Below are 24,897 nucleotides of genomic sequence, written 5' to 3'. Positions count from 1 at the left end.
CCAATCCTCAAGACCCGGCGTTGTCGGCCTCGACCGCCGCCGCCATGTCGCGGAACACGTCCGGCCAGGCATCATAGACCCGCCGCCAGTTCGGTATGAAGGGCGTTGCTGACGGGTTGTCGAAATAGATCTCGCCGGCCGCCATTATATTCGCGGCGAACAGTTCGACAGCCTGTTCCTCCTTGTGCCGGTCCAGCGTCAGGCCGTTGAACACGGCATCGGCATGGTAGCTCTCGATCATGTCGAGCGCATTCCGGTAGTAGGCCGCCTTGACCGAACGCAAGGTCGCCCGGGAGATCACCAGCCCTTCCGTCGCCAGCTTGCGCAGGATCGCCTTGACGATGTCGGTCGACATGCGCGACAGGCCTTTCGATGCGTCCTCGGCCGAAAGATCCTGGTGCTTGTGGTCATAGATGTCAGCGATATCGACCTGGCAGATCTGGCGCTGGGACGTGTTGCGCCGCAGTTCCGACAGGAAGCCGATTTCGAGCCCCCAGTCCGACGGTATGCGGATGTCCGGGACCACTTCCATGCGCATGGCGAACTCGCCTGACAGGGGATACCGGAACGCAGAGAGATAGCGGGTGTAGTTGTGTGTCCCGCACGTCATTTCGAGCGCTTCGAGGAATGGCGTCACCAGCAGCCTGCAGACGCGGCCATTCAGCGTGTTGTTGGCGACCCTGGAATAGTAGCCCTTGGAGAAGAGGTAGGGAAAATCCGGGTTGACGACCGGATAGATCAACCGGGCCAGAAGTCCCTTGTCATAGGTGATGATGTCGCAATCATGGAGGGCAAGGACCTTGCCGCGCTGGGCGGCCAGGGCGTAGCCCATCATGTACCAGACATTGAAGCCTTTGCCGCGCTCGGTCGGCGCAAGTCCCGCTGCATCGAGTTTTTCATGGATCGCCGCCATGCGCGGTCCGTCATTCCAGATGACGCGATGGTGCTGGGGAAGGCGGTCGAAAAACGATTTCGCATATTCGAACTGCTCACGGTCCGCCTTGTCGAGGCCGATATAGATCTCGGAGATATACGGGACATCCTTCAGAACGTCGATGATCCGGGGCAGGGCATCGCCTTCCAGTTCCGAAAAGAGCGAGGGCAGGGTGAGCGTGACCGGGCGTATCCGTGCAAATCGCGCGACCTCCGCTTCCAGTTCTTCCAGCGGGCGCCGGATGAGGTTGTGCAGCGTGGTGATGGCGCCTGTCTGGTGAAAATCGCTCATGTGATCCGTCCGGGTCCCTGTTCAGCGTCGGTTTCAATGATCCGGAGTACGGCTTCGTTCCAGCCAGCCGGTCCGGGCAGGTGAGTGCGGACGATCCGGCCCTGGTCCTCACCGTCCAGAGGCGGCAAGGGGTCGTGCGCCGGATTTGCGACAATCACACCCATGTCGGCCGCGAGCAGCATGCCGATGTCATTGGGGGCATCGCCGAGCGCGACAACGCGGCCCGTCGCACCAAGGCTCTTGCACACCTCGCCCATTCGCCTGGCCTTGTCGCTGCCAAGGGACAGTGTGAGGAAACGGCCGCCACGGATTGCAGATACGCCCTTCGCTGCAAGCGCCGCGACAAATGCGTCTTCCTGCATCGGCGTGCCGGTGAAATCACCGGGTTCGGAAAACTGACGGTCCATCGCTCTACGGGCCGCATCCGGCGCAAGACCGGTGCGGGCCGAGACTTCGGCCAGGCTCCAGTCGCCGAAACCCTGAAAGAGCGCGCGCAGTTCGTCAGGAAGGACATCCAGCGCGCGGCGTATCGCGGTCCATTGCACATTGCCGCCGGTTTCCTGTCCGGGCCAAGCTATCCCGGCGCCGTTCTCGACGATCGCCGGTCCGGTCATGGCAGCCTCGTGCATCACCGCCGCCACTTCGGCGGCGGTCTTGGAGGTGGCGGGAATGACCGGGATCGAGCGGGCAGCGCATGCGGACAATGCCGGGCGGGCCGCTTCCAGCGAATATGTTTCGTGGTCGAGCAGCGTGCCGTCGAGATCGGTGAAGATGATCATTCGTGAATTATAGACCGCTCAACGCGCCCATCAACATGATGCAGCGCAAAATAAGCACGGCCGGTAGATGACTTCACCGTGTATTGGCAACAACCCATTGCCTCCACTGGCTCTGCGAACCATGGAAGACGTTGATATCCGTATTGCCCTTGATTCCCGGAACGACCCCGGTTCCGGTGTACTGCCAGAAGGTCCAGTTCTGTTCGCCGTATTTCTGCGACGGATGACCTGCGACCGACCGCAGCCAGAAGGGATAGCCACGGATCTTCCAGAGCTGGTTTTCCTCATAGAAGTCCACTGTGGTATAGATCACGGGCGTTTTGCCGTAGTGACGTGACACCTGCCGCAGGAAGACATCCATTTCCTTGCGCACGGCATCCGGCTTCGGCCGGAAGGTGCAGGTGGGCGACTTGTGGTTCCACTCCATGTCCAGCACCGGCGGCAAGGAGGTGCGGTCGACGGGCACATTCTTCCTGAACCAGAGGGCCTGTTCAAATGCCGGGCGGCAGAAATAGAAGAAATGGTAGGCGCCACGCGGTATGCCGGCCCGCTTGGCAGCCTGCCAGTTTGCATGAAACCGCTCGTCAAGCCTGTCGCCGCCCTCGGTGGCCTTGATGAAGGCGAAGGAAACGCCGGCCTGCCTGGCTTTCTCCCAATCGATCTGGCCCTGGTATTTCGCAACGTCGATCCCGTGGACCGGATAATGCCAGGGCGTTCGGCCGGACCAGTCGTGCGGGTCGTTGTCGGCAAAGCGCGGACTGCTGACGCTGACCTGAAGATCGAGCGCCTGATCGACGTTCGTGCTGGTGCACGCAGCCAGGAGAATGGCGAGCAAGGCGAGGGGGGCGGCGCGGCGCATGGATCTTGAATCACTCCGGTTAGGCTACCCGCAAGGGTAAGCGAAGGCTGGCCTTGCGTCACCCTGCCACCGCCTTGTCATGCCGGCCAGTGTCGGTCACCTTGGCTCCGGGAAAACAGGACAAGGTTGGCGGGAATGATGCGCTTCTTCAAGTGGCTTGCTGGATTGGTTGCCATCGTGCTGGCCGGCGGTGCCGTCTGGCTTGCGGTTTCTCCGCCTGCGATGATCCGGGTTGCCACCAATTACGCGGCGAAGATCGTCTGTTCGAATGTCTTCATTGCCGGCCGCGATGCCGACGCGGTGATGGCGACAGATGTTCAGGCGCCTGGTCACCCGGTCTTCAGGGCGATATCCGTGAGCGTGGAAAGATCAGGCGCACAGCCGGGCGTGACGGCCAAACTGCTCGGCCTTTTCGGTGCCGGCCATGCCGTCTGGCGGGGCGAGGGGCTAGGGTGTTCCAGTGCACCGGATGGCGGCCTCTTGGCACGCACGGATGCAACGCTTCCGCTCAGGGCTGGCGCCGCCAATGCCGAGGCGCTCTGGCCGAACGGCGAGCAGGTCGCGCCTTCGCAGGATCCGGCCATCACAACCGTTCTCGATGATGCCGGTCTCGCCGGCCCGGGCATGCGGGCTATCGTCGTCGTCCACAAGGGCCGGATCATCGGGGAGCGCTATGGCGAAGGGTTCGATCCCCAGACACCCCTGCTGGGGTGGTCGATGACCAAGACGGTGACGGCGGCGATCATTGGAGCGCTGGTGAAGGAAGGCCGCCTGGCGCTTGACCAGAGCGCCCTTTATGATTCTTGGGCGGGCGACGAGCGCAATGGAATATCGTTGGAATCCCTCCTGGAGATGTCCTCCGGACTCGCCTGGAACGAAGGCTATGGCGATGTGTCCGACGTGACGCGGATGCTCTATCTGGAAGAGGACATGGCAGCCTTTGCCGCTTCGAAGCCTTACGATCCGGAAAACGGCAACCCGGATGGCGACGGGCTGTTCAACTATTCCTCCGGAACCTCGGTCCTGCTTTCGGACATCTGGATGCGGGCGTCGCAGAACCCGGTTTCCTATCCCTGGGAGGCGCTTTTCGGGCCACTCGGCATGACCAGCGCAACCTTCGAGATGGATGCCGCAGGCACGTTTGTCGGTTCATCCTACCTTTATGCCTCGGCACGCGATTGGGCACGCTTCGGCCAGTTGCTGCTGCAACGCGGCGCCTGGGACGGACGTTCGCTTCTGCCGGCCGGATATGTCGACTGGATGGTCGAGCCAGCCCCGGCGTCCAGGGCGCCTTGGGGCGGGTACACCTACGGACGCCATGTGTGGCTGGTCGGACCACGCGGCGATATCCCGCGTGACCGGGACCCGGAGGCCGCATTCGACCTGCCCGGGGACACCTACTGGCTGCGCGGACATGACGGGCAGACGATTGCCGTTCTTCCTTCCCACGAACTCGTGGTGGTGCGTATGGGGCTGACGCCATCGAATCTGAATTACCAGCCCCAGGGCCTGGTGGACGCACTCGCCAAAGCGGTTGGCGGGTGAGTTCCGGCGTCAGGCCTGACCCGTGCGGGCCAGGATTTCCCGGAACCAACCCGTTTGCGGATCGAACGGCTTGCCGCCGGCAATGCGCGGGAACCCGATGGTGCGAAGGCGCCCGCCATGGTCCTCATCGTGGCCGACGACGCCTGAAACGTTTTCCAGCGCGCTTGTCACCGCATGGTCCGCCATGCCCTTGATGAGGTGCAGGTCATCGGCATTGGCGGGCGCGGAGCGGGCATAGTAGCCCGATTTCTGGACAAGTGTCTTGTCCGCTCCGATTGCCTTGGCGAACCGCCTGGCAAACCAGTCGCCGACCTGAACCGAATCCAGCCGTGCATGTCCGAAGGCGTCGCGCTCGACCGTTTCGCCACCGGCTTCGCGTTCAGCGATGATCTCAGCGACGCATGCGCCTTCCGATACGAAAATGGTTGCGTAACCGGTATCCCGCATTGCCCTGGACAGCCGCTCCGTCTCGATCTCGATGTCGAATGGCATTTCAGGAATATAGACGGCTTCGACATCCTTGAGGGCGTGGTTCATCATCAGGCCCTCGCAATAGGTCCGCCCCTCGATCCGCTCATTGTAGGCGCGAAGCGTGGCGGCGGTGAGCCAGCCGCAATTGCGGCCCATGACTTCATGCACGACAAAGGTGTTCGGTGTGGCGCTCTGTTCGTTGGAGACGTGGTCGAAAAAGCGTGCTCCGACCTGCGCTGCGGTCACTGCCCCGAGCGATTGGCGGATCGGCCTGATGTCGTTGTCGACCGTCTTGGGCAATCCAACCACTGTCATGTCAAAGCCGTCGGCCTTGAGATGGGCGGCGAGGTCGCCTGCGGTGGTGTTCGTATCGTCACCGCCGATCGTATGCAGGATCGTTACGCCGTCGGCTTCAAGTTGGCGGGCCGCGGCATCGAGCGGGCTTTCGCCCGGTTTGACGAGGCCGCGTTTCTCGCAATCGGCGGCATTGGTCAGCTTCACCCGCGAATTGCCGATCGGTGACCCGCCATGATGCAGGAGGGTGCGGGCATTTGCACGGACTTGCGGGGTCACGGGCAGGATATCGCCCTTCAAGAGGCCGGTATAGCCCGAACGGTAGGCGATGATCTCGAGGTCCGGGGCAATTTCGCTATAGCGCTCGATGAGGCAGCCGACAGCGGCGGAGAGGCAGGGCGCAAGGCCGCCGGCGGTGAGGAGCGCGATCTTTTGCTTGGCAGGCATTCGCTGGCATTCCGCGGAAACGAGACGTATCTAAATCGATTTAACCATATGCGAATCCGGGCTTCCTGTCCATGCGGAATGCGATGTGGATCGCTGTCAGGCCAATCCCTGAAGCAGCATTCCGATGTCATAGGCGAGTGAGGATGCGGCCGCGCCGATAAAGAGCGTTTCGAGTACGGACCGCCACCATGGTGCCGGTGAGCAGCGGGACTTGGCCGCGCCGATTGCAATGAACACGATGCCCGTCATGATTGTGTGCCGGCTTCATGGCCCGCTACGGCACAACCGCCCGGCCTCAATGGATAGACCGGGCGAAAGTCAGACGGGCTAGCTTCCGTGGCGATCAGGCCTTGCCATATCCGCCAGCGGTAGGCGTCGTCACGATAACCGCCTCCCCGGCTTTCAGGACGGTCTGGTCACAGGCCTTGAGCGTCTCAAGCGTTCCGTCCTGACGGCGGACCTGCGTTGCGCCAACGTGGCCATCTGCGCCACCGGCTATCCCTTGCGGCGGGCGGCCGCGATGCGACGACAGGATGGCGCAGTCCATTTCTTCCAGAAAGCGGAGTGTGCGCCGTGTCCCGTCGCCTGCATTCCACTTGCCCTTGCCGCCGGAGCCTGCCCGGATATGGAAGTCTTCCAGCACGACGGGAAAGCGCAGTTCCAGGATTTCCGGATCGGTCAATCTTGAATTGGTCATGTGGGTATGCACGCCCGACGTGCCGGCAAAGCCGCGTCCGTCATTCATGACGCCCGCCGGCGAACCGGAACAGATCGTTTCGTAGTACTGATACCGGTTGTTGCCGAAGGTCAGGTTGTTCATCGTGCCCTGCGCATTGGCCAGCGCGCCCATGGCGGCGAAAAGGGCATTCGTGACATGCTGGGAGGTCTCCACGTTGCCTGCCACGACGGCGGCGGGATAGGCAGGCTTGAGCATGCAGCCGTCGGGGATCACAATGTTGATCGGGCGCAGGCAACCGGCATTCATGGGAATGTTGCCTTCGACCATGACGCGGAAGGCATAGAGGACCGCGGCACGGGTCACCGGCTCGGGAGCGTTGAAGTTGTTCTTCATCACCGGCGACGTGCCTGTGAAGTCCACCGTCGCCTCGCGTTTGCCGCGATCGATGGTGATCCTGACGCGGATCGTCTGCCCCGTATCCGTTTCGTAGGCATACTCGCTGACGTCCGGAAGACGCGAGAGGACGTCGCGCACGGCCTCGGCGGCATTGTCCTGCACATGGCCCATGTAGGCTTCGACCACGTCGAGACCGAAATTGGCGACCATGCGCCGCAGTTCGGCCACGCCCTTTTCGTTTGCGGCGATCTGGGCCTTGAGGTCGGCCACGTTCTGATGGACATTGCGGACCGGATAGGGATGGTCGGTCAAAAGCGCGACCAGTTCCGCTTCGCGGAAGCGCCCCTTCTCGACCAGCCTGAAATTGTCGATGAGCACGCCTTCCTCGTCCACGGTCGTGGCCAGCGGCGTCATGGAGCCGGGCGCGGAACCGCCGACATCGGCATGGTGGCCGCGCGAGGCTGCCCAGAAGAGGATCGTCTCGCCCTCGTCGTCGAAGACCGGTGTCACCACCGTAATGTCGGGAAGATGTGTTCCGCCGTTGTAGGGCGCGTTCAACGCGAAAACGTCACCGGGGTGAATATCGCCTTCATTGAGGCGGATGATCGTCTCCACCGACCGGTCCATGGATCCAAGGTGCACCGGCATGTGGGGAGCATTGGCCACCAGCGCGCCGTTCCGGTCGAAGACGGCGCAGGAAAAGTCCAGCCGTTCCTTGATGTTCACGGAATAGGCTGTGTTCTGCAGCGTCACGCCCATCTGTTCGGCAATCGACATGAACAGGTTGTTGAAAACTTCGAGGAGGATGGGATCGGCGCCCTTGCCGTCGGCTCCGGTCGTGCCGAGGGCAGCCATGCGCTCCATCCGCTCCACCCGTCGCAACAGGACGTGATCGCGTTCCGTGATCTCCGCTTGCCAGCCGGGCTCGACAACGATGGTCTGGTTCGCCTCGATGATCAGGGCGGGTCCCTTGAGGCGCGCGCCCGGCGTCATCGCCTCGCGCTTAACAAGAGCGGCATCGTGCCATTTTCCTCCGGAAAACAGCTTCCGTGTCTCGCCGGGTTCAATATCGCGCGCATTCGCCTCGAGTTCAGGCTCGATGCCGCCAGGATCGCGTATGTCCATCGCTTCAAGCGACAGGCTTTCGACGATCAGCGGCTTCTCGTCATAGATGAAACCGAATTGTGCCCTGTGGGCGGCTTCGAATTCGCTCTTTGCCTCATCGGCGGAAAAGCTGGAAAAGTCCACCGGCAGTGTCGTGTCCGTTCCGTCATAGCGAACCTGCAGGACGGGCCGCCAGCCAATGGCGTCTTCCGGGATGCCCTGGCCGACGAGTTCGGCATAGACCTGCTTGCGCAGATGATCGGCGGTCATGCGGATATCTGTCACGGCGGCGGAATCCAGCCGCTTGAGGATGGCCTGCTGGCGGGAAGCGAAGACCGCGGCAAGGCCGATGCCATAGGCGGAGAGCAGGCCTGACAGGGGATGGATCAGCACCGATTCCATGCCGAGTGCATCTGCCACCATGCAGGCATGCTGGCCGCCTGCGCCGCCGAAGCAATTCAGGAGATACTTCGTCACATCATAGCCGCGCTGGACGGAGATCTTCTTGATGGCATTGGCCATGTTCTCCACGGCAATGGTGACGAAACCCTCGGCCACTTCCTCCGGTGTCTTTCCATCCGACGCCTGGTCGGCCAGTTCGGTGAACTTGCGCACGACGATATCGCGATCGAGCGGCTGGTCCTGGCCAGGGCCAAAAATTGCCGGAAACTGGTCGGGCTGAAGCTTGCCAAGCATCACGTTGGCATCCGTGACCGCCAGCGGACCGCCGCGCCTGTAGCAGGCCGGGCCGGGGTTTGCGCCGGCCGAATCCGGGCCGGCCTGGAAACGGCCCTGATCGAAATGCAGGATCGACCCGCCACCGGCCGCGACCGTGTGGATGCGCATCATCGGCGCGCGGATGCGCACGCCGGCCACCTCGGTATCGAAAGCCCGCTCGTAGTCGCCATCGTAATGGGCAACGTCGGTCGACGTGCCGCCCATGTCGAAACCGATGACCTTCTCGAAGCCGGCGAGACGGGCGGTTTCCACCATGCCGACGACACCGCCGGCAGGGCCGGACAGGATGGCGTCCTTGCCCTGGAACAGGTCGGCTGCGGTCAGTCCGCCCGAGGACATCATGAACATCAGGCGCGGCTTGTCGGGATCGGGTGCTGCTTCCGGATCCCCATCGATGTCGGCGCCCAGTTCGTCCGCCACCTGGCGGACATAGCGGCTGAGGATGGGCGTCAGGTAGGCGTCCACGACGGTCGTGTCGCCGCGTCCAACGAACTTGACGAGCGGTGAGACCATATGACTGACCGACACCTGACCGAAGCCCATGTTCCAGGCGGCGCTTGCCGCCATGACCTCATGAGCCGGGTAGTTCCATGCATGCATGAAGCAGATGGCGACGGAATCGATTCCGTCAGCCTTGATTTCGCGCAGCGCAGCGTTGATGGGCTCGACCTGCGGCATCGTCTCGACGGTGCCGTCGGCCAGCATGCGCTCGTCAATCTCGACGACACGCTCGTAAAGCTGCTCGGGAAGAATGATTTCCTTGGCAAAGATGTCCGGGCGTGCCTGGTAGGCTATGCGCAAGGCATCGCGAAAGCCCTTGGTGACAAGGAGGGCCACCCGGTCCCCCTTGCGTTCCAGCAGCGCATTGGTGGCGACGGTCGTTCCCATCTTGACGTCGCCGATCCGGCCGGACGGGATAGGGTCGCCAGCCTTCAGGCCGAGGAGGTCGCGGATGCCCTGGATCGCCGCATCGCGATAGGCTTCCGGATTTTCCGACAGCAGCTTGCGCGGATGAAGCGAACCGTCAGGTGCGCGGCCGATGACATCGGTGAACGTCCCGCCGCGATCGATCCAGAAATCCCACTTGCCTTCGGTCATGTCCGCTTCCCCGATCTTTCCCTGAGCGCAAGCGCGCAAAGGGAGCATTGCATCATGGACCGGAATAGGTCACGATAGTGGCATTATGTCAACATTATATCGATAAAATGTCGGTGAAACCATGACTGACACCAACAGGAACAAGGCTCCGGCCAAAGCTGCTCATCCGGTCGTTTCCGCCGCGCACCTGGCCGACGGGGCCATGCCTGCGCTCTCGGAGATGGAATTCGCCCTTGTCGTCCAGACGAATGCCTATCATCGCTGGATCGCCCGCTGCATGTCCGCAGCCGGCGGCGAAGGACTGTCTGCGATGGAAGTGCAGATCCTGCATGCCGTCAATCATCGCTCACGCGACAAGAGCCTCGGTGAACTGACGATGATGTTCAACATCGAGGACACGCACGTCGTCACCTATGCGCTGAAGAAACTGGAAGGCCAGAAACTTGTCGAGGCGGGCCGGCGGGGCAAGGAAAAGACGGTCCGAATCACGCAAGCCGGCGAGTCCTTGTGCATGAAGTACCGCGATGTCCGCGAGGCGCTTCTCGTTGCCGGGATGAAGCAACTTGGCCTCGATGAAAAGCGTCTCTCGGAACTGGCGGCGCTCATGCGCGTCCTTTCGGGACAGTATGACCAGGCGGCGCGCGCGGCGGCAAGCATGTGATGCGCCGCCGCGGCCGTTCGTGTTTGCGCACATCTGGCAAAGATTGAAAAAAGTTCACTTTCGTTCGGACCGCCGATTGCCTAAACAGGGGCATGTCGCTCTGGTCCGATCTCGGCGCCCTCGTGTCGCGCGTTTCCTCCCGCGCCTTTTCAGGCGTCCTGGACGCCATGCGCACTGTCTTCGAGGGTGACCCCGCAACGCGCCGGCGCGTGGCGTTCTCGATCGCGATGATTGCCCTCTCGGCGAAGATGGCCAAGGCCGACGGCGTGGTGACGCAGGACGAAGTGCGTGCCTTCCAGCAGATTTTCCATGTTCCGGATGATGAACGGCGCAACGTCGCCCGCCTCTACGACCTGGCCAAGCGCGATGTCGCGGGCTACGAGGTCTATGCACGCCAGATGACGAACCTCTGCGGCGGCGGCGAGCCAGGTTGCCCGGTCATGGAGGACATTCTCGACGGCCTGTTCCATATCGCCAAGGCCGATGGCGTGGTCCACGAAAGCGAATGGGTATTCCTGGAGCGCGTTTCGGAGATCTTCGGCTTCGACGAACACGGGTTCCGCCGCATTTCGTCACGCCATGTCGATCTCGGCGAGAGCGACCCCTATACCGTTCTTGGCCTTCGCCGCGGGGTTCCGTTTTCGGAGGTTCGCGCCCGCTATCGCGACCTGGTCCGGGAAAACCATCCTGACAAGCTGGTGGCACGCGGGGTTCCGGAAGAATTCATCGTGATTGCCCATGACAGGATGGCCGCAATCAATGCAGCATTTGCGGCGATCGAGAAGGAAATGGCGGCGGCATGACAGGCTTCCGGCCCGATCATGCGGGAGCGGAAGTCCGGACATCTCCCAATTTCGGTCCTCGCAGGGACGGGAAATCGCCGACCATCCTTTTGCTTCACTATACCGGCATGGAAACCGGCGAGGCAGCAGAAAGCTGGCTGTGCAATCCCGAAAGCGATGTTTCTTGCCATTATCTCGTCCATGAAGACGGACGGATCGTCCAGATGGTTCGCGAGTGCGATCGCGCGTGGCATGCGGGCAAGGCCTGGTGGGCCGGCGAGACGGACATCAACTCCGTTTCCATCGGTATCGAGATCGTCAATCCGGGGCATGCCGGCGGTCTTCCCGATTATCCACCGAGACAGATCGATGCCGTTATCGCCCTTGCAAGCGACATCATGCAACGCAATGCCATCGCCGCATCGAACGTTCTGGCCCATTCCGATGTGGCGCCCGGTCGCAAATGCGATCCCGGCGAGAAGTTTCCTTGGTCGCGCCTGGCAGCGGAGGGCATCGCGGTTCACGTTCCGCCCGCCCCGCTTGAAGATGGGGGGATGCTCAAGCCCGGAGACGAAGGCAAGGCGGTGGAGCAGTTGCAGTCGATGCTGGCTCTCGTCGGCTACGGCGTCGACATCAATGGAACCTTCGACGATCGAACGCGTGCCTGTGTTGCCGCCTTTCAGCGCCGTTACAGGCCGTGCCGCGTGGACGGCCTTGCGGATGCCTCGACGATCCGGACCATGCAGGCCTTGATGGAAAGACTGCCACAAGCATTCGTCTGATCGGGCCGCTTTTTGCTGCACTGCGAAACAAACTGTCTCGAAACGTGATTGGACGCGTCACACTCGGGCCGTTTGCGGCATTCAGAAGCGCTCCATGAAAGGTTGAGCGGCGCGACCGCCCCTTTTCATTCGCAGGAGCACGAAAGCAAGGGCAACCGGCTCACGCATGCCGGTACCAGAACAACCGAAATCGGGGTATCATGAAAAGAATGAATTTCGCTGCGGCGGCATTTGCTGCCGGGTTCGCCAGCCTTTTTGCCATGCCGCAGGCACAGGCAGAGACCGACAGGGCTGCCGCCGCCTATTATCAGGCGAGCGTCGCGATCGATCGGTCCGAGACCTCCTCGGTCAAGCGGACGTCGACGGAAACCCGGCATGAGATTACCGCCGGCTATGCCAGACCCGTCTCCGGGGAGAAATATTCGGCGCTGATCAACCGGTACGCAAGGGAATATGGCGTGGCATCCAACCTCGCTCATGCCGTTGTCCGGGTGGAGAGCAACTTCCGCGCCAATGCGCGCGGTGCTGCCGGCGAAATCGGCCTCATGCAGTTGAAACCCGCGACAGCGCGAATGATGGGTTACCGGGGTTCAGCCAAGGGTCTCTATCATCCCGAAACGAACATCAAGTTCGGCATGAAGTATCTGGCAAAGGCACAGAAACTGGGCGGTGGACCGCTTTGCCGGACGATCCTGAAATACAATGCCGGGCATGGGGCCAAGCGGATGAATCCGGTCTCGGCCAACTATTGCGCGAAGGTCAAACGCTATCTCTGACCTTTGTCCCATGGGGGAAAACGAGATGCCCGCCGGTGGTCTGCCGGCGGGTTTTTTTCTTGGAAGGCGGCGCGCAAACCGCTATGGACAGGCCGTCAGCCGGCCGGGCGGCCGCGGTTGCAAGTGCCGAAAGGCCGCAATCGAGGAAAGTCCGGGCTCCACGGAAACACGGTGCCGGGCAATGCCCGGCGGGGGAAACCCCAGGGAAAGCGCCACAGAAAGCAAACCGCCCCGCCTGCATTCCGGCTCCATCGCCGCCCGTCATGTGGCGGTCAAGCCTGAATGCTGGCGGGGCAAGGGTGAAAGGGTGGGGTAAGAGCCCACCGCGGGGGCAGCAATGTCAACGGCACGGCAAGCCCCACCGGGAGCAAGACCGAATAGGGACGACGCGGCGAAAGCCGGGGCTGTTTCCGGCCCCAGTCGTCCGGGTGGGTTGCTTGAGGCGTCCGGCAACGGACGTCCCAGAGGAATGGCCGCCACGTCCATGCCCATCCGGGCATGGGCCGTACAGAACCCGGCTTACAGGCCGGCTGACACCTTGCCTTCCCCCTCACTCCGTAGCGGCAAGGGCGTCCTCGATTGCCTGCCAGAGAACCTCGGCAGGTTCGCAGCCAATGGCCAGCCGCACAAAAGCATCGGGAACTGCGTCGCCCCATCGCGCGCGCCGTTCCGCGGAGGTGTGGACCCCGCCGAACGAGGTCGCCGGTTGTATCAGCGTGCAATTGTTGATGAAATTTTCCGCTCTTTCTTCATCGGGCAGCGTCAGTCCGATCAGGAAGCCGTGACGCTGCATCTGTCGCGCTGCGATGGGATGGCTCGGGTCTGACGGAAGTCCGGGATAGCGGATCGCCGTTACAGCCCTGTGCTCTTGAAGCCGCTCCGCAATGAGCGCTGCACTGCGGCACATCCGGTCAAGGCGGACCTCCAGCGTCTCCATGCCCCGATGGACCAGCCATGCCTCGAAGGGCCCCGGAATGGCCCCGGCGAGCTTGCGCCAGTCCTTCAACGCGGAAAACAAGGCTTCCTGGCGGGTGGCGACGTGCCCAAAAAGGGCATCGGAATGACCGTTCATCGCCTTGGTGTCCGAGGACAGTACCATGTCGCATCCAAGCTCCAACGGTTGCTGGCCCAGTGGTGTCATCGTCGTGTTGTCAGCGACGGTGAGCGCGCCGGCAGCCCTGGCCTGACGGGCCACGTCGGCGATGTCACAGACGTCGAGTCCGGGATTGGAAGGGCTTTCGATGAAGACGAGACGGTAACCGTCAAACCCGCCCTCGGCAAACCGGGCGGTGGCGCGTGTGTCGATGGCGACGCCCAGCGGTGCCAGAAACCGTTCCGCCAGTATCCGCGTGGTGTAATAGCCATCGGAGGGCAGGAGAACGCGATCGCCTGCCTTCAGCGTGCTGTAGAAAACGGCGGCAATGGCCGCCATTCCGGACGGGAAAGCCACAGTCTGCGCGTTTTCCAGAAGTCCCAGCGCCTCTTCCAGATGCTCCCAGGTTGCGTTCGAGAAACGGCCATATTGCGCGTGGCCGGCGGGGTCCCCCGGAAGGTGGTACATGGAGGCCATGGTCAGCGGCAATGCCACGGGTTCGCCCTTGGCAATGGTTTCGGATCTCAGGTGAAGCAGGCGGGCGGCGCGGCTTTCGGGCGTCGTGGTCATCATGTCTCCTGCCGGAAGTCCGGCGAATGTCGGGGCTCAATTCGTATTGTGCGGCGGTTTTCCCGGCAAGCCCCCCCGATAGCGGACGGAAATCCTAACCAGTCCTTAATCTTAAGGGCTTATAAACCAAGACCGAGCGGGAAAACCGCGAGCCCCGGCATCATGCCTTGAGGCGTGTCGGGGGAGCCAATTCCCATTGACGCCCATGAAGTCCCATGTTACGCCAAAACCCACATCGCCAGTCAGTTCCAGTTTCTTGTTCGCGGAATGAATCTCCGCCCGGGTTCAGAATCCGGCGGGCAGTTTTCTGCATGGGGGCGACAAGCCTGACGAGCGAAGAGGGCCTGCAGGGTGAAATCCTTGCGGGATGCGGCGCAAGAGAGGGCCGGCGAGCGTCAGCGGACCGGGAGGGCAATGGACCGTTTTCTGTCGAATGCGGTAAACCGGATCGATGCGAAGGGGAGGGTTTCCGTTCCCGCGCATTTCCGGGCGGTCCTCCAGAAGCGCGGATACCAGGAACTCTATGCGCTCGGCGCACTGGATGTGCCGGCGGTCGACATGGGCGGACTGGACCTTCTCGACCGGTACGAAGCACGGATCGGAGCGGAAGATCCTTTCCTCCAGGCGGCGGACGACATGTCCTTCTTCTGTCATGGGGATGGCGCCTTCGTGAAGGTGGACCCGGAAGGACGGATGACCGTTCCGGATTTCATCCGAGAGCACACCGGAATCACGACCGAAGTGGCCTTTGTCGGCAGGGGCCAGTTTTTCCAGGTCTGGGAACCGGGCCGGTTCGCGAACCATCGACAGGAGGTGCGCGCAAGGCTTCTCAGGTTGCGGCAGGATCTGGCTGGGCAGACGCGCGGCCAGGACCCGTCCGGCGGGGTGGCGTGATGCCGGTTGGCGAGGGCAGAACCGGTTCCGATCTTCCCGATGGGCGTCACGTGCCAGTCATGCTCCGGGAAGTTCTGGATGCGCTGAAGCCGGAAGCGGGCCAGGTTATCTGCGATGCCACTTTCGGCGCCGGCGGTTACAGCCGCGCCATCCTCGATGCGGGCGCCAGCGTGATCGCCATCGATCGTGATCCCGATGCGGCAGAAACCGCTGCCGGGTTCAAGGCGCGGTTCGGCGAACGGTTCCGGTTCAAGGCCGGGCCGTTTTCGCGTCTCGACCAACTGGCAGGCGAGCCTCTGGATGGTGTCGTGCTCGACATCGGCGTTTCCTCGATGCAACTGGACCAGGCTGAACGCGGCTTCTCGTTTCGCCAGGACGGACCGCTGGACATGCGCATGGCACAGGCCGGTCTCTCGGCCGCAGACGTTGTCAACAGGTTCAAGGCGGGTGACCTGGCGCGCATCTTCTCGTTTCTCGGCGAGGAACGCCATGCCGGCCGCATCGCCCGTGCCATCGAGCGCCGCCGGGTGGAAAGGCCGTTCTCCCGTACGGTTGATCTGGCTTCCACTGTCGAAGCCGTGATCGGGCGAAATCCGAAGGACAAGATCCATCCTGCGACGCGGGTTTTCCAGGCATTGCGCATCTTCGTTAACGACGAGCTGGGTGAACTGGCGCGGGCGTTGTTTGCAGCCGAACGCGTGCTGAGGCCGGGCGGACGGCTTGTCGTGGTGACGTTCCATTCGCTGGAGGACCGCATCGTGAAGCGGTTCATCCAGGATCGTGCAGGGGGCGGTGGCGGTTCGCGCCATCTGCCCGAGACCCAGGCGAGGGCGCCCACTTTCGCCAAGGCCGGGGGTGTGGTGATGGCGAGCGATGAAGAGGCAGCGGCCAATCCCCGCGCACGTTCAGCAAAGTTGCGTGCGGCGCGCCGGACCGAAGCGCCATCTGAAGAAGAAACACTTGCCATTTTCGGACTGCCGAAGCTGCCGGCAGTCGACAGGCGACCAGACGGGCAGGAGTGACCATGTTCCGAACCTTCGACATGATCCTGATTGCTGCCATGGTGGCGGCCGCGGCCTTCACCTACCAGACCAAGCATGAAGCGGAATCGGTCAAACGCAACATCCATGCGCTGAATGAGAAAATCCGGCATGAACGGGACACGATCGATATCCTGGAAGCGGACTGGGCGCTGCTGACCCAGCCGTCGCGAATCCAGGTCATGGCCGACAAGTTCGCCGGGGAACTCGGACTCGAAACGTTCGAGCCGACCCAGGTTGGCGATATCGCATCGATCCCGCCCCGTCCCCTGGAAATCGACGATGGCGGAAACGGGCTTACCGAGGCGATGGCGGAACCTGGCCAGGACGGCGTCACGACGGGAGCGGTCAAGCCATGAGGGGATCGTCTTTCAATCAAAAGGCCGTGGAAGCCGGAGCGGCCGAAAACCAGATCGTGGTCCAGGGCGCGCGCAAGTTTTCCGGCGGACGGGCCCGGCAGCGTGTGCTCATGACGATGGCCGTATTCATGGGCATCTATGCGGTGATCGGCGGACGGCTTGCCCTGCTTGCCATGGAAGAACCCCGCGCGGGCGGCCCGGCGATCGCCCGGCAGCAGGCGTCGCGTCCCGATATCGTGGACCGCAACGGCGAGGTCATGGCCACCGACATCATAACTGCCTCATTGTTCGCTGAGCCGCGCAACATCGTCGATCCGGATGAGGCGATCGAGCAGCTCGTGACGGTCCTGCCGGACCTTGACTATGAACAGACCTACCGGCGCCTGAAGAGCGATGCCGGCTTCGTCTGGTTGAAGCGCGAACTGACGCCCGCGCAGAAGGCGCAGATCCACAGGCTTGGCATTCCCGGTATCGGCTTTCGTGCCGAGAAACGGCGCTTCTATCCTGGCGGACCTACCGCTGCCCACATTCTCGGTCTGGTCAACATCGACAACCAGGGCATTGCGGGAATCGAGAAGCATATAGACGCGCAGGGCCTGGCGGATCTGCGCGATGCAGGTCTGGCGACCGCCGAAGACCTCGCGCCCTTCCAGTTGTCGATTGACCAGCGCGTACAGCATATCGTTCGAGACGAACTCGAGGACGCCATGGTGCGTTACAAGGCCGTTGCCGCCGGCGCGGTTGTCCTCGACGTCAATACGGGTGAAATCGCGGCGATGGCGTCACTGCCGGATTTCAATCCGAACAATCCTTTCAATGCGAACGACAAGGATCGCCTGAATCGCATGTCGGCGGGCGTTTTCGAGATGGGATCTACGTTCAAGGCGTTCACGACCGCCATGGCGCTGGACTCCGGTCTCGTTTCCATCAACGACCGTTTCGACGCCTCGCGCCCCATTCGCATCGCCCGCTTCACCATCAACGATTTCCATGGCAAGCGGCGCGTGCTCTCCGTTCCGGAAATCTTCATCTATTCCTCCAATATCGGCACGGCCAAGATGGCCGACACCGTCGGGATCGAGAACCATCGTGCATTCCTTCAAAAAATGGGATTGCTCGACCGTGTCCCGCTCGAACTGCCTGAAGTGGCGACACCGACCGAACCGAAGGAATGGAAGAAGCTCAATTCGATCACGATTTCCTTCGGTCACGGCATGGCGACGACGCCGCTTCAGACAGCGGTCGCGGCCGCGGCATTGCTGAATGGCGGAAAGCTCGTTCCTCCGACACTGCGGCCCCGCACCAGGGCGGAAGCCGATGCCCTGGCCAAGCAGGTGCTCTCGCAAAAGACCAGCCAGGAGATGCGCTACCTTTTCAGGCTGAACGTCGAAAAGGGTTCGGGCCGCCGCGCGGAGGTGCCCGGTTATTTCGTGGGGGGCAAGACCGGTACCGCGGAAAAGGTCGTGAACGGGCGCTATTCCTCCGACAAGCGGTTCAACGCGTTTCTTTCCGGCTTTCCCATCAATGACCCGAAATACGTTGTGCTGGTCATTATCGACGAACCGAAGCCGGAGCGTGCGGGTATAGGCGCCACGGCAGGCCTGAATGCTGCGCCGACCGTGGCAAACATCATCCGACGTTCTGCAGCGCTGCTTGGCGTCAAGCCCGAATTCGGTCATGAAAGTGGGGCTTTGCTCGCTTCCTATCGCTGATTCTGCGCAGGCGGGTCACGGCCCGCGGTGCCCAAGAGATTGAATTGCAATGCTGTTGAAGGAATTCGCCGCCGTACTGCCATCCATCCCGTCAGGCGCGGGAGATGAAACCGTCACGGGAATCACCGCCGATTCGCGGCTTGCTGCTCCGGGGAACCTGTTCGCGGCGCTGTCCGGGTCGAAGGCCAACGGCGCCGATTTTGCCATCGATGCAGCGGCCCGCGGCGCGATCGCCGTGATCGCCGACGAGAAGGCAATGATCGGGGATCCCGGTGTGCCGGTCCTGCGGGTGCCGGATGCACACCGCGCGCTGGCGCTTGCCGCGGCGCTCTTTCATGGTGCCCAGCCGCAAACCATGGTCGCGGTAACGGGCACGGCCGGAAAGACTTCCGTGGCGGCATTCACACGGCAGATATGGGAACGGGCCGGATTGGCCGCAGCTTCGATCGGAACGACGGGGGTCGTCGCTCCGGGAAGAATGGAATACGGTTCGCTGACGACGCCGGATCCCGTTGCCTTGCACAGGCTTCTGGCTGAATTGGCGCGTGCAGGGGTGACACATGGCGCGATGGAAGCATCGAGCCATGGCCTCGACCAGCGACGCCTCGACGGCGTCCGCCTCAAGGCCGGTGCTTTCACCAATCTCGGCCGCGATCACATGGACTATCATCCGACGGTTGAAGCCTACCACGCCGCCAAGATGCGCCTCTTCGACACGCTTCTCGAACCCGGTGCCCCGGCCATCATTTTTGCCGACGATTCATGGTCGGAACCGACCATTTCGGTGGCGAAAAGGGCCGGGCTTGAAGTGCTGACGGTGGGAAGAAAAGGCGATTTCCTTTGTCTCAAGCGCGCCGAACACGAACGGTTCCGGCAGAGGGCGGAAATCGTCCATCAAGGCGAGACCCATGAGATCGACCTGCCGCTTGCCGGCGATTTCCAGATTGCGAACGCTCTCGTTTCGGCCGGCCTGGCAATAGCAACCGGAACCGACGCGCATACAGCGCTCAAGGCCCTTGAACACCTTGAAGGCGCGCCCGGCCGGCTGGAACTCGTCGGGCACACGAAACAGGGCGCGCAAGCCTATGTGGACTATGCGCACAAGCCGGAAGCGCTGGAAAACGTCCTCGAATCCGTCAGGCCCTTCACGACCGGCCGGGTGGTCGTCGTTTTCGGTTGCGGTGGCGACCGCGATGCCGGAAAGCGGCCGATCATGGGTGAGATAGCGGCCCGTCTGGCCGACATCGTCATCGTCACGGACGACAATCCCCGCAGCGAGGAGCCTGCCGCCATCCGCAGCCAGATCCTTGCGGCGGCGCCGGGTGCAATGGAAATCGGCGACCGGCGCGAAGCGATCAGAAAGGCCGTATCGCTTCTGAAGACCGGAGACACGCTGATCGTTGCCGGCAAGGGGCATGAAACGGGACAGACCTTCGGTACCGAGACGCGTCACTTCTCCGATCACGAAGAGGTCGCCCAGGCATTGCAGGAGGGCTCGGTTTGACTTTTCTGTGGACCACTGCCGCGATGGTCGAGGCCATGGAGGGGCGGCCTTTCGGCGACCTGCCCGAGGGCGTGAGCGGGCTTTCCATCGACACGCGAACCCTGCAGCCGGGAGAGGCGTTCTTCGCGATCAAGGGCGAGAACTTCGACGGACACAATTTCGCGACCGCGGCCATGGCAGCGGGCGCGGGCCTCATGGTGGTATCCGAGGCGAAACTTCCAGCGCTCGGACGCTTGAAGATCGGCATGATCGTGGTCGACGATGTCCTTGAAGCGCTGGGCCGTCTGGCCGTGGCCGCGCGTGCCCGTGTCCGCGGCCAGGTCATCGGGGTGACCGGATCGGCCGGCAAGACCACGACAAAGGAAATGCTGCGGGCCGCGCTTTCACCCTCTGGTCCGGTTCATGCGTCAGCCAAATCGTTCAACAATCACTGGGGTGTGCCGCTGTCGCTGGCGCGAATGCCGGAAAATACCGCATTCGGCGTTTTCGAGATCGGCATGAACCATCCCGGCGAAATCACGCCGCTGGTCAAAATGGTGCAGCCGCACGTGGCCATCATCACGATGATCGGCGCGGCGCATCTTGGCCATTTCAAGAATCTCGACGAGATCGCCCATGCCAAGGCCGAGATCTTCTCCGGGGTCGTTCCCGGTGGCTACGTGCTTCTCAATCGTGACGACGCAAAGTTCCGTCTGCTTGACAAGCTGGCAAGGGATGCCGGAACGGAGCATGTCCTTTCGTTCGGTGAACATGCCAAGGCGGACTACCGGCTTGCCGATTGCCGCTTGGACGCGGATGGGTCGGAGTTCAAGGCCCGGATCGGTGCCGAAATGGTCAAGGCGCGGATCAGTGTTCCGGGACGCCATCTGGTGCAGAATGCGCTTGCAGTCCTTGCCGCGGCCCATCTGACGGGAGCGGACATAGGTCAGGCCGCCAAGGCATTCGCCCGGATGTCGGCAGAAGAGGGGCGGGGACGCCGTCATGTTCTCGACATGGGCTCCGGCGGGCAACTTCTGCTGATCGACGAGAGCTACAATGCCAATCCGGCCTCGGTTCGCGCCGCCCTGTCCGTGCTTGCGACAACGCCGTCAGAGAATGGCGGACGGCGGATCGCCGTTCTTGGCGACATGCTGGAACTCGGCAAGCACTCCGCCAGGCAGCACGCGGAACTGGCAGGTCCGGTGCAGGATGCCGGGCTCGACCTGCTGTTCCTGGCCGGAGGCGAAATGAACGCGCTCAAGGATGCGCTGCCCGAGGACTATCCGGTCCGGCATTTCCAATCCGTGGACGACCTTTGCGCGGCCTTGCTCGAAGACCTCAAGGCCGGGGACGCGGTCATGCTGAAATCGTCCAATGGCATCGGGTTCAGGCGGATCGTCGATGCTTTGCTCTCATCCCATGCCGAGGTGGCGCCGACGCCATCGCCAAACGCGACTGGCGGAGACTGACCGATGTTTTTTCAACTTGTCGACCTGAGCGACCAGATCTCGGTATTCAACGTTTTCCGCTACATCACGTTCAGGACAGGGGGCGCGCTCATCACTTCCGCCCTGCTGGTTTTCCTGTTCGGCCCGCGGATCATCAATTCGCTCCGGGTGAGACAGGGCAAGGGCCAGCCGATCCGTGCCGACGGACCCCAGACGCATTTCAAGAAGGCCGGGACGCCGACCATGGGCGGATTGATGATCCTGTTCGGGATCATTGCCTCCAGCATGCTCTGGGCCAATCTCACCTCGGCCTATGTCTGGGTCGTCATCCTGGTCATGCTGGCTTTCGGCATCATCGGTTTCTACGACGACTACCTGAAGGTCACGAAGCAGTCCCATCTGGGTTTCTCCGGTAAAGCAAGGCTCAGTGCGGAGTTCCTGATCGCCGGGATTGCCTGCTGGGTCATCATGCAGGCGGGCCAGCAACCCTTCTCGTCCTCGCTGGCATTTCCGTTTTTCAAGGACTGGCTGGTCAACCTCGGCCTGTTCTTCATTCCCTTCGGCGCCCTCGTCATCGTGGGTGCGGGAAATGCGGTGAACCTGACGGACGGGCTGGACGGCCTGGCGATCATGCCCGTCATGATCGCTGCCGCCTCCTTCGGTGTCATCGCCTATGTTTCCGGCAATGCCATCTTTGCCGACTACCTGCAGATCCATTTCGTTCCGGGAACCGGCGAACTCGCTGTCGTCCTCGGAGCGGTCATCGGGGCCGGGCTCGGTTTTCTGTGGTTCAATGCGCCGCCGGCGGCCATCTTCATGGGAGACACCGGTTCGCTGTCGCTTGGCGGACTGATCGGCACGGTCGCCGTGGCAACGAAGCACGAGATCGTCCTGGGCATCATCGGTGGGCTCTTTGTCGTCGAAGCCCTTTCGGTGATCATCCAGGTGGCGTGGTTCAAACTGACCGGCCGGCGGGTGTTCCTCATGGCGCCCATCCACCACCATTTCGAGAAGATGGGCTGGACCGAAAGCCAGGTGGTTGTCCGTTTCTGGATCATCGCTTTCATCCTGGCGATGATCGGCCTTTCGACCTTGAAGCTGAGGTGAGCGGATGATTGCCGCGACCGCATTTGCAGGCAAGAATGTCGCGCTGTTCGGACTTGGCGGTTCGGGCGTTGCCACCGCACATTCATTGCTTGCCGGCGGCGCGGCCGTGACCGGCTGGGACGACAATCCCGACAGCGTCGCAAGAGCCGCTGAATCGGGTATCGCGACAACCGACCTGCGGCAATCCGACTGGACAGGTTTCGATGCGCTGGTGCTCTCGCCCGGAGTGCCGCTGACCCATCCGAGGCCGCATTGGAGCGTCGACCTTGCGACCGCGTCCGGCGTGCCGATCATCGGGGACGTGGAACTGTTCGTTCGCGAAAGGGCGAAGCGCTCGCCAAGTGCTCCCTTCATTGCCATCACGGGGACCAACGGAAAATCGACGACCACGGCGCTCATTGCGCACCTAGTTTCCTCGGCTGGCCGGGACACGCAGATGGGGGGCAATATCGGCCGGGCGGTGATGACACTCGATGAGCCGGAGCCTCAACGGCATTATGTCGTGGAATGTTCCTCCTACCAGATCGACCTTGCGCCCTCGATCAACCCGTCCGCCGGTATCCTGCTCAATCTGACGCCGGACCATCTGGACCGCCATGGCACGATGGAGCACTACGCGAGCATCAAGGAACGGCTCGTCGCGGGCAGCGATACGGCCATTGTCGGTGTCGACGACGAATGGTGCGCCGCCATTGCGCGGCGTCTCGAATCTGCTGGCCGGCGTGTCGTGCCGATCTCTGTGACCCGGCATCTCGGCGAAGGTATTTTCGCCGACGGCATGGACCTGGTGCTTGCGCAGAATGGCCAGAACCGCGTGATCGCGTCGCTTGAGGGTATCGGCTCGTTGCGCGGACGCCACAATGCACAAAATGCGCTGGCGGCGGTTGCCGCCTGTCTCGTCGTTGGCCTGGCGGAAGAGGACATCGTCAAGGGTCTGCGCAGCTTCCCCGGGCTTGCCCATCGCATGGAGCAGATCGGGCGTCTTGGCGACGTGCTGTTCATCAATGATTCCAAAGCCACGAACGCTGAAGCGGCAGCACCCGCATTATGGTCCTTCGAGCGCATCCACTGGATCGCAGGCGGGTTGCCCAAGAGTGGCGGCATCGAACCACTGAGACCTTTTTTCCCAAGGATCGCCAAGGCCTATCTGATCGGCGAAGCAGCCGCAGCATTTGCCGCGACGATCGGCGATGCTGCGCCATTCGAGATTTCCGGCGATCTCGCCTCGGCCGTCCGGCATGCGGCCGATGACGCGTTGGCCGAAGGCGGGGGTGTTGTCCTTCTCTCTCCGGCCTGCGCCAGCTTCGACCAGTTCCGTAATTTCGAAATGCGGGGCGATGCGTTCCGCGAGGCCGTTCTTGGATTGGGAAACGTGACCCGTATCGGGGGAGACAGCCATGGTTAGCCGCGCCGAACGAGGCCAGATATCCGACTGGTGGTGGACAGTTGACAGGTGGCTTCTGTCCGCCTTCATCATGCTCATGGTGCTGGGAGTCGTGCTGTCTTTCGCGGCCAGTCCCGCGGTTGCCGAAAGGATCGGCCTCGACAGCTACCATTTCGCGACTCGCCAGATCGTATTCATGATCCCGGCGCTTGCAGCGATGATCGCGATCTCGTTTCTCAGTCCGAAGAACATCCGGCGGTTCGCTCTGCTCATGCTTGCGGGGTCGCTGGTGCTCATGGTTGCCGCATTGTTCTTCGGGATAGAGGTCAAGGGTTCGCGGCGATGGATCTACCTGTTCGGTGTATCGATCCAGCCCTCGGAATACCTCAAGCCCGCATTCGTCATCATTTGTGCCTGGCTGTTTTCCGAGCATGTGAAGAATCCCGAAATCCCGGGTAACCTGTTCGCCATCATCCTGCTCGGTCTCGTCGCGGCTCTTCTGGTCGCCCAACCGGATCTCGGCCAGACACTGCTTGTCACGGCAACATGGGGAATCATGTTCTTCCTCGCCGGCTTGTCCTGGATATGGATCTTCCTGCTTGGCGGACTGGGAGTCGCCGGTGCGCTCGGGGCCTATCTCTCGTTTCCCCATGTCGCGGGCCGTATCGACCGCTTCCTGACCGGGGAGGGCGATACCTACCAGGTCGACCGGGCGCTGGAGGCCGTCGTTCGCGGCGGCTGGCTTGGCCAGGGGCCCGGCGAGGGAACGATCAAGCGGGTACTTCCCGACAGCCATACCGATTTCGTCTTCGCCGTCGCCGCGGAGGAATTCGGCATCGTGCTCTGCCTCATCATCATGGCGCTGTTTGCTTTCGTGGTCCTGCGCGCCATGGCCCTTGCCCTTCGCGAGCGTGACGATTTCGCACGGCTTGCCATTACGGGCCTCGTCACCCTGTTCGGATTCCAGTCGATCATCAACATGGGCGTGAACCTGCAATTGCTGCCGGCCAAGGGCATGACGCTGCCATTCATTTCCTATGGCGGTTCCTCGCTCGTTGCCATGGCCATCTCCATGGGCATGGTTCTGGCATTGACCCGCGTGCGCCCGGAAAAGCGGACCCAGATCGGCTGGCCCGTGCGCCCGGCGCCACTGCCGCGACCTGCGGAGTAA

General features: G+C 62.4%; 21 protein-coding genes and 1 other RNA gene. 15 read left to right on the top strand and 7 right to left on the bottom strand.

The window, feature by feature from the left end; genetic code table 11:
• Nucleotides 1-7 precede the first annotated feature (7 nt).
• The 3 genes from ACLB6G_RS17670 to ACLB6G_RS17660 form a co-directional block, all read right to left on the bottom strand.
• Entirely contained in the window at nucleotides 8-1,225 is a 1,218-nt protein-coding gene (locus ACLB6G_RS17670) for a glycosyltransferase family protein (RefSeq protein WP_410357532.1), read from the bottom strand.
• Complete coding sequence (locus ACLB6G_RS17665) at nucleotides 1,222-2,004, bottom strand: HAD-IIB family hydrolase (protein WP_410357531.1); 783 nt, start codon at nucleotides 2,002-2,004, stop codon at nucleotides 1,222-1,224. The genes ACLB6G_RS17670 and ACLB6G_RS17665 overlap by 4 nt, the downstream gene beginning before the upstream one ends.
• Before the next feature lie 73 nt (nucleotides 2,005-2,077).
• Nucleotides 2,078-2,863 carry a glycoside hydrolase family 25 protein gene (locus ACLB6G_RS17660; RefSeq protein WP_410357530.1) on the bottom strand — a complete coding sequence of 262 codons (786 nt, stop codon included), beginning with the start codon at nucleotides 2,861-2,863 and terminating at the stop codon, nucleotides 2,078-2,080.
• A 135-nt stretch (nucleotides 2,864-2,998) separates the two neighbouring features.
• Here ACLB6G_RS17660 and ACLB6G_RS17655 point away from each other — a divergent pair, with 135 nt between their 5' ends.
• Nucleotides 2,999-4,408 (top strand): serine hydrolase domain-containing protein, encoded by a 1,410-nt coding sequence (locus ACLB6G_RS17655; protein WP_410357529.1) that lies wholly within the window; start codon nucleotides 2,999-3,001, stop codon nucleotides 4,406-4,408.
• A gap of 9 nt (nucleotides 4,409-4,417) precedes the next feature.
• On the opposite strand, the gene ACLB6G_RS17650 is transcribed toward ACLB6G_RS17655, so the two are convergent.
• From ACLB6G_RS17650 to ACLB6G_RS17640, 3 genes are all read right to left on the bottom strand, one after another.
• On the bottom strand, nucleotides 4,418-5,620 hold the full coding sequence (locus ACLB6G_RS17650; RefSeq protein WP_410357528.1) for a pyrophosphate--fructose-6-phosphate 1-phosphotransferase: 1,203 nt from the start codon (nucleotides 5,618-5,620) through the stop codon (nucleotides 4,418-4,420).
• Between the two features lie 96 nt (nucleotides 5,621-5,716).
• On the bottom strand, nucleotides 5,717-5,869 hold the full coding sequence (locus ACLB6G_RS17645) for a VIT1/CCC1 transporter family protein (protein WP_410357527.1): 153 nt from the start codon (nucleotides 5,867-5,869) through the stop codon (nucleotides 5,717-5,719).
• A gap of 94 nt (nucleotides 5,870-5,963) precedes the next feature.
• Nucleotides 5,964-9,635, bottom strand: coding sequence for a hydantoinase B/oxoprolinase family protein (locus ACLB6G_RS17640; RefSeq protein ID WP_410357526.1), 3,672 nt, complete (start codon nucleotides 9,633-9,635; stop codon nucleotides 5,964-5,966).
• Between the two features lie 121 nt (nucleotides 9,636-9,756).
• Here ACLB6G_RS17640 and ACLB6G_RS17635 point away from each other — a divergent pair, with 121 nt between their 5' ends.
• The 5 genes from ACLB6G_RS17635 to rnpB all read left to right on the top strand — a co-directional run bounded on the left by ACLB6G_RS17635 (nucleotide 9,757) and on the right by rnpB (nucleotide 13,174).
• Entirely contained in the window at nucleotides 9,757-10,296 is a 540-nt protein-coding gene (locus ACLB6G_RS17635; RefSeq protein ID WP_410357525.1) for a winged helix DNA-binding protein, read from the top strand.
• Between the two features lie 92 nt (nucleotides 10,297-10,388).
• A complete protein-coding gene (locus tag ACLB6G_RS17630) occupies nucleotides 10,389-11,099 on the top strand; it encodes a TerB family tellurite resistance protein (RefSeq protein WP_410357524.1) in 711 nt (236 codons plus the stop codon).
• Nucleotides 11,096-11,860, top strand: a complete 765-nt coding sequence (locus ACLB6G_RS17625; protein WP_410357523.1) for a peptidoglycan recognition protein family protein — start codon at nucleotides 11,096-11,098, stop codon at nucleotides 11,858-11,860. The genes ACLB6G_RS17630 and ACLB6G_RS17625 overlap by 4 nt, the downstream gene beginning before the upstream one ends.
• 200 nt (nucleotides 11,861-12,060) lie before the next feature.
• Nucleotides 12,061-12,636 carry a lytic transglycosylase domain-containing protein gene (locus tag ACLB6G_RS17620; RefSeq protein ID WP_410357522.1) on the top strand — a complete coding sequence of 192 codons (576 nt, stop codon included), beginning with the start codon at nucleotides 12,061-12,063 and terminating at the stop codon, nucleotides 12,634-12,636.
• Nucleotides 12,637-12,731: 95 nt separating this feature from the next.
• An RNA gene (gene rnpB / locus ACLB6G_RS17615) (RNase P RNA component class A) lies at nucleotides 12,732-13,174 on the top strand.
• Nucleotides 13,175-13,186: 12 nt separating this feature from the next.
• Here rnpB and ACLB6G_RS17610 read toward each other — a convergent pair.
• Nucleotides 13,187-14,299, bottom strand: coding sequence for a cystathionine gamma-lyase (locus ACLB6G_RS17610; RefSeq protein ID WP_410357521.1), 1,113 nt, complete (start codon nucleotides 14,297-14,299; stop codon nucleotides 13,187-13,189).
• Nucleotides 14,300-14,713: 414 nt separating this feature from the next.
• Between ACLB6G_RS17610 and mraZ the strand changes: the two genes are divergently transcribed.
• From mraZ to ftsW, 9 genes are read left to right on the top strand one after another with little or no spacing between them, the layout of a single operon-like run.
• Complete coding sequence (gene mraZ / locus ACLB6G_RS17605; protein ID WP_410357520.1) at nucleotides 14,714-15,193, top strand: division/cell wall cluster transcriptional repressor MraZ; 480 nt, start codon at nucleotides 14,714-14,716, stop codon at nucleotides 15,191-15,193.
• Nucleotides 15,193-16,215 (top strand): 16S rRNA (cytosine(1402)-N(4))-methyltransferase RsmH, encoded by a 1,023-nt coding sequence (rsmH, locus tag ACLB6G_RS17600; RefSeq protein WP_410357519.1) that lies wholly within the window; start codon nucleotides 15,193-15,195, stop codon nucleotides 16,213-16,215. Before mraZ ends, rsmH begins: the two co-directional genes overlap by 1 nt.
• A gap of 2 nt (nucleotides 16,216-16,217) precedes the next feature.
• Nucleotides 16,218-16,592 (top strand): cell division protein FtsL, encoded by a 375-nt coding sequence (gene ftsL, locus ACLB6G_RS17595; protein WP_410357518.1) that lies wholly within the window; start codon nucleotides 16,218-16,220, stop codon nucleotides 16,590-16,592.
• The gene (locus tag ACLB6G_RS17590; RefSeq protein WP_410357517.1) at nucleotides 16,589-18,304 is read left to right on the top strand and encodes a peptidoglycan D,D-transpeptidase FtsI family protein; all 1,716 of its coding nucleotides are present in this window, start codon (nucleotides 16,589-16,591) and stop codon (nucleotides 18,302-18,304) included. The genes ftsL and ACLB6G_RS17590 overlap by 4 nt, the downstream gene beginning before the upstream one ends.
• Nucleotides 18,305-18,353: 49 nt before the next feature.
• Nucleotides 18,354-19,808 (top strand): UDP-N-acetylmuramoyl-L-alanyl-D-glutamate--2,6-diaminopimelate ligase, encoded by a 1,455-nt coding sequence (locus tag ACLB6G_RS17585; RefSeq protein WP_410357516.1) that lies wholly within the window; start codon nucleotides 18,354-18,356, stop codon nucleotides 19,806-19,808.
• Nucleotides 19,805-21,256 carry a UDP-N-acetylmuramoylalanyl-D-glutamyl-2,6-diaminopimelate--D-alanyl-D-alanine ligase gene (locus ACLB6G_RS17580; protein WP_410357515.1) on the top strand — a complete coding sequence of 484 codons (1,452 nt, stop codon included), beginning with the start codon at nucleotides 19,805-19,807 and terminating at the stop codon, nucleotides 21,254-21,256. The genes ACLB6G_RS17585 and ACLB6G_RS17580 overlap by 4 nt, the downstream gene beginning before the upstream one ends.
• A 3-nt stretch (nucleotides 21,257-21,259) precedes the next feature.
• Nucleotides 21,260-22,342, top strand: coding sequence for a phospho-N-acetylmuramoyl-pentapeptide-transferase (gene mraY / locus ACLB6G_RS17575; RefSeq protein WP_410357514.1), 1,083 nt, complete (start codon nucleotides 21,260-21,262; stop codon nucleotides 22,340-22,342).
• A 4-nt stretch (nucleotides 22,343-22,346) separates the two neighbouring features.
• Nucleotides 22,347-23,747, top strand: a complete 1,401-nt coding sequence (murD, locus tag ACLB6G_RS17570) for a UDP-N-acetylmuramoyl-L-alanine--D-glutamate ligase (protein ID WP_410357513.1) — start codon at nucleotides 22,347-22,349, stop codon at nucleotides 23,745-23,747.
• Nucleotides 23,740-24,897, top strand: a complete 1,158-nt coding sequence (ftsW, locus tag ACLB6G_RS17565) for a putative lipid II flippase FtsW (RefSeq protein ID WP_410357512.1) — start codon at nucleotides 23,740-23,742, stop codon at nucleotides 24,895-24,897. The genes murD and ftsW overlap by 8 nt, the downstream gene beginning before the upstream one ends.

The organism is Zhengella sedimenti, assembly GCF_046506625.1.
Taxonomy (GTDB): Bacteria; Pseudomonadota; Alphaproteobacteria; order Rhizobiales; family Rhizobiaceae; genus Zhengella; species Zhengella sedimenti.
Note: the sequence above shows the minus strand (reverse complement) of the source record. Positions and strands in the feature narration are given on the sequence as shown.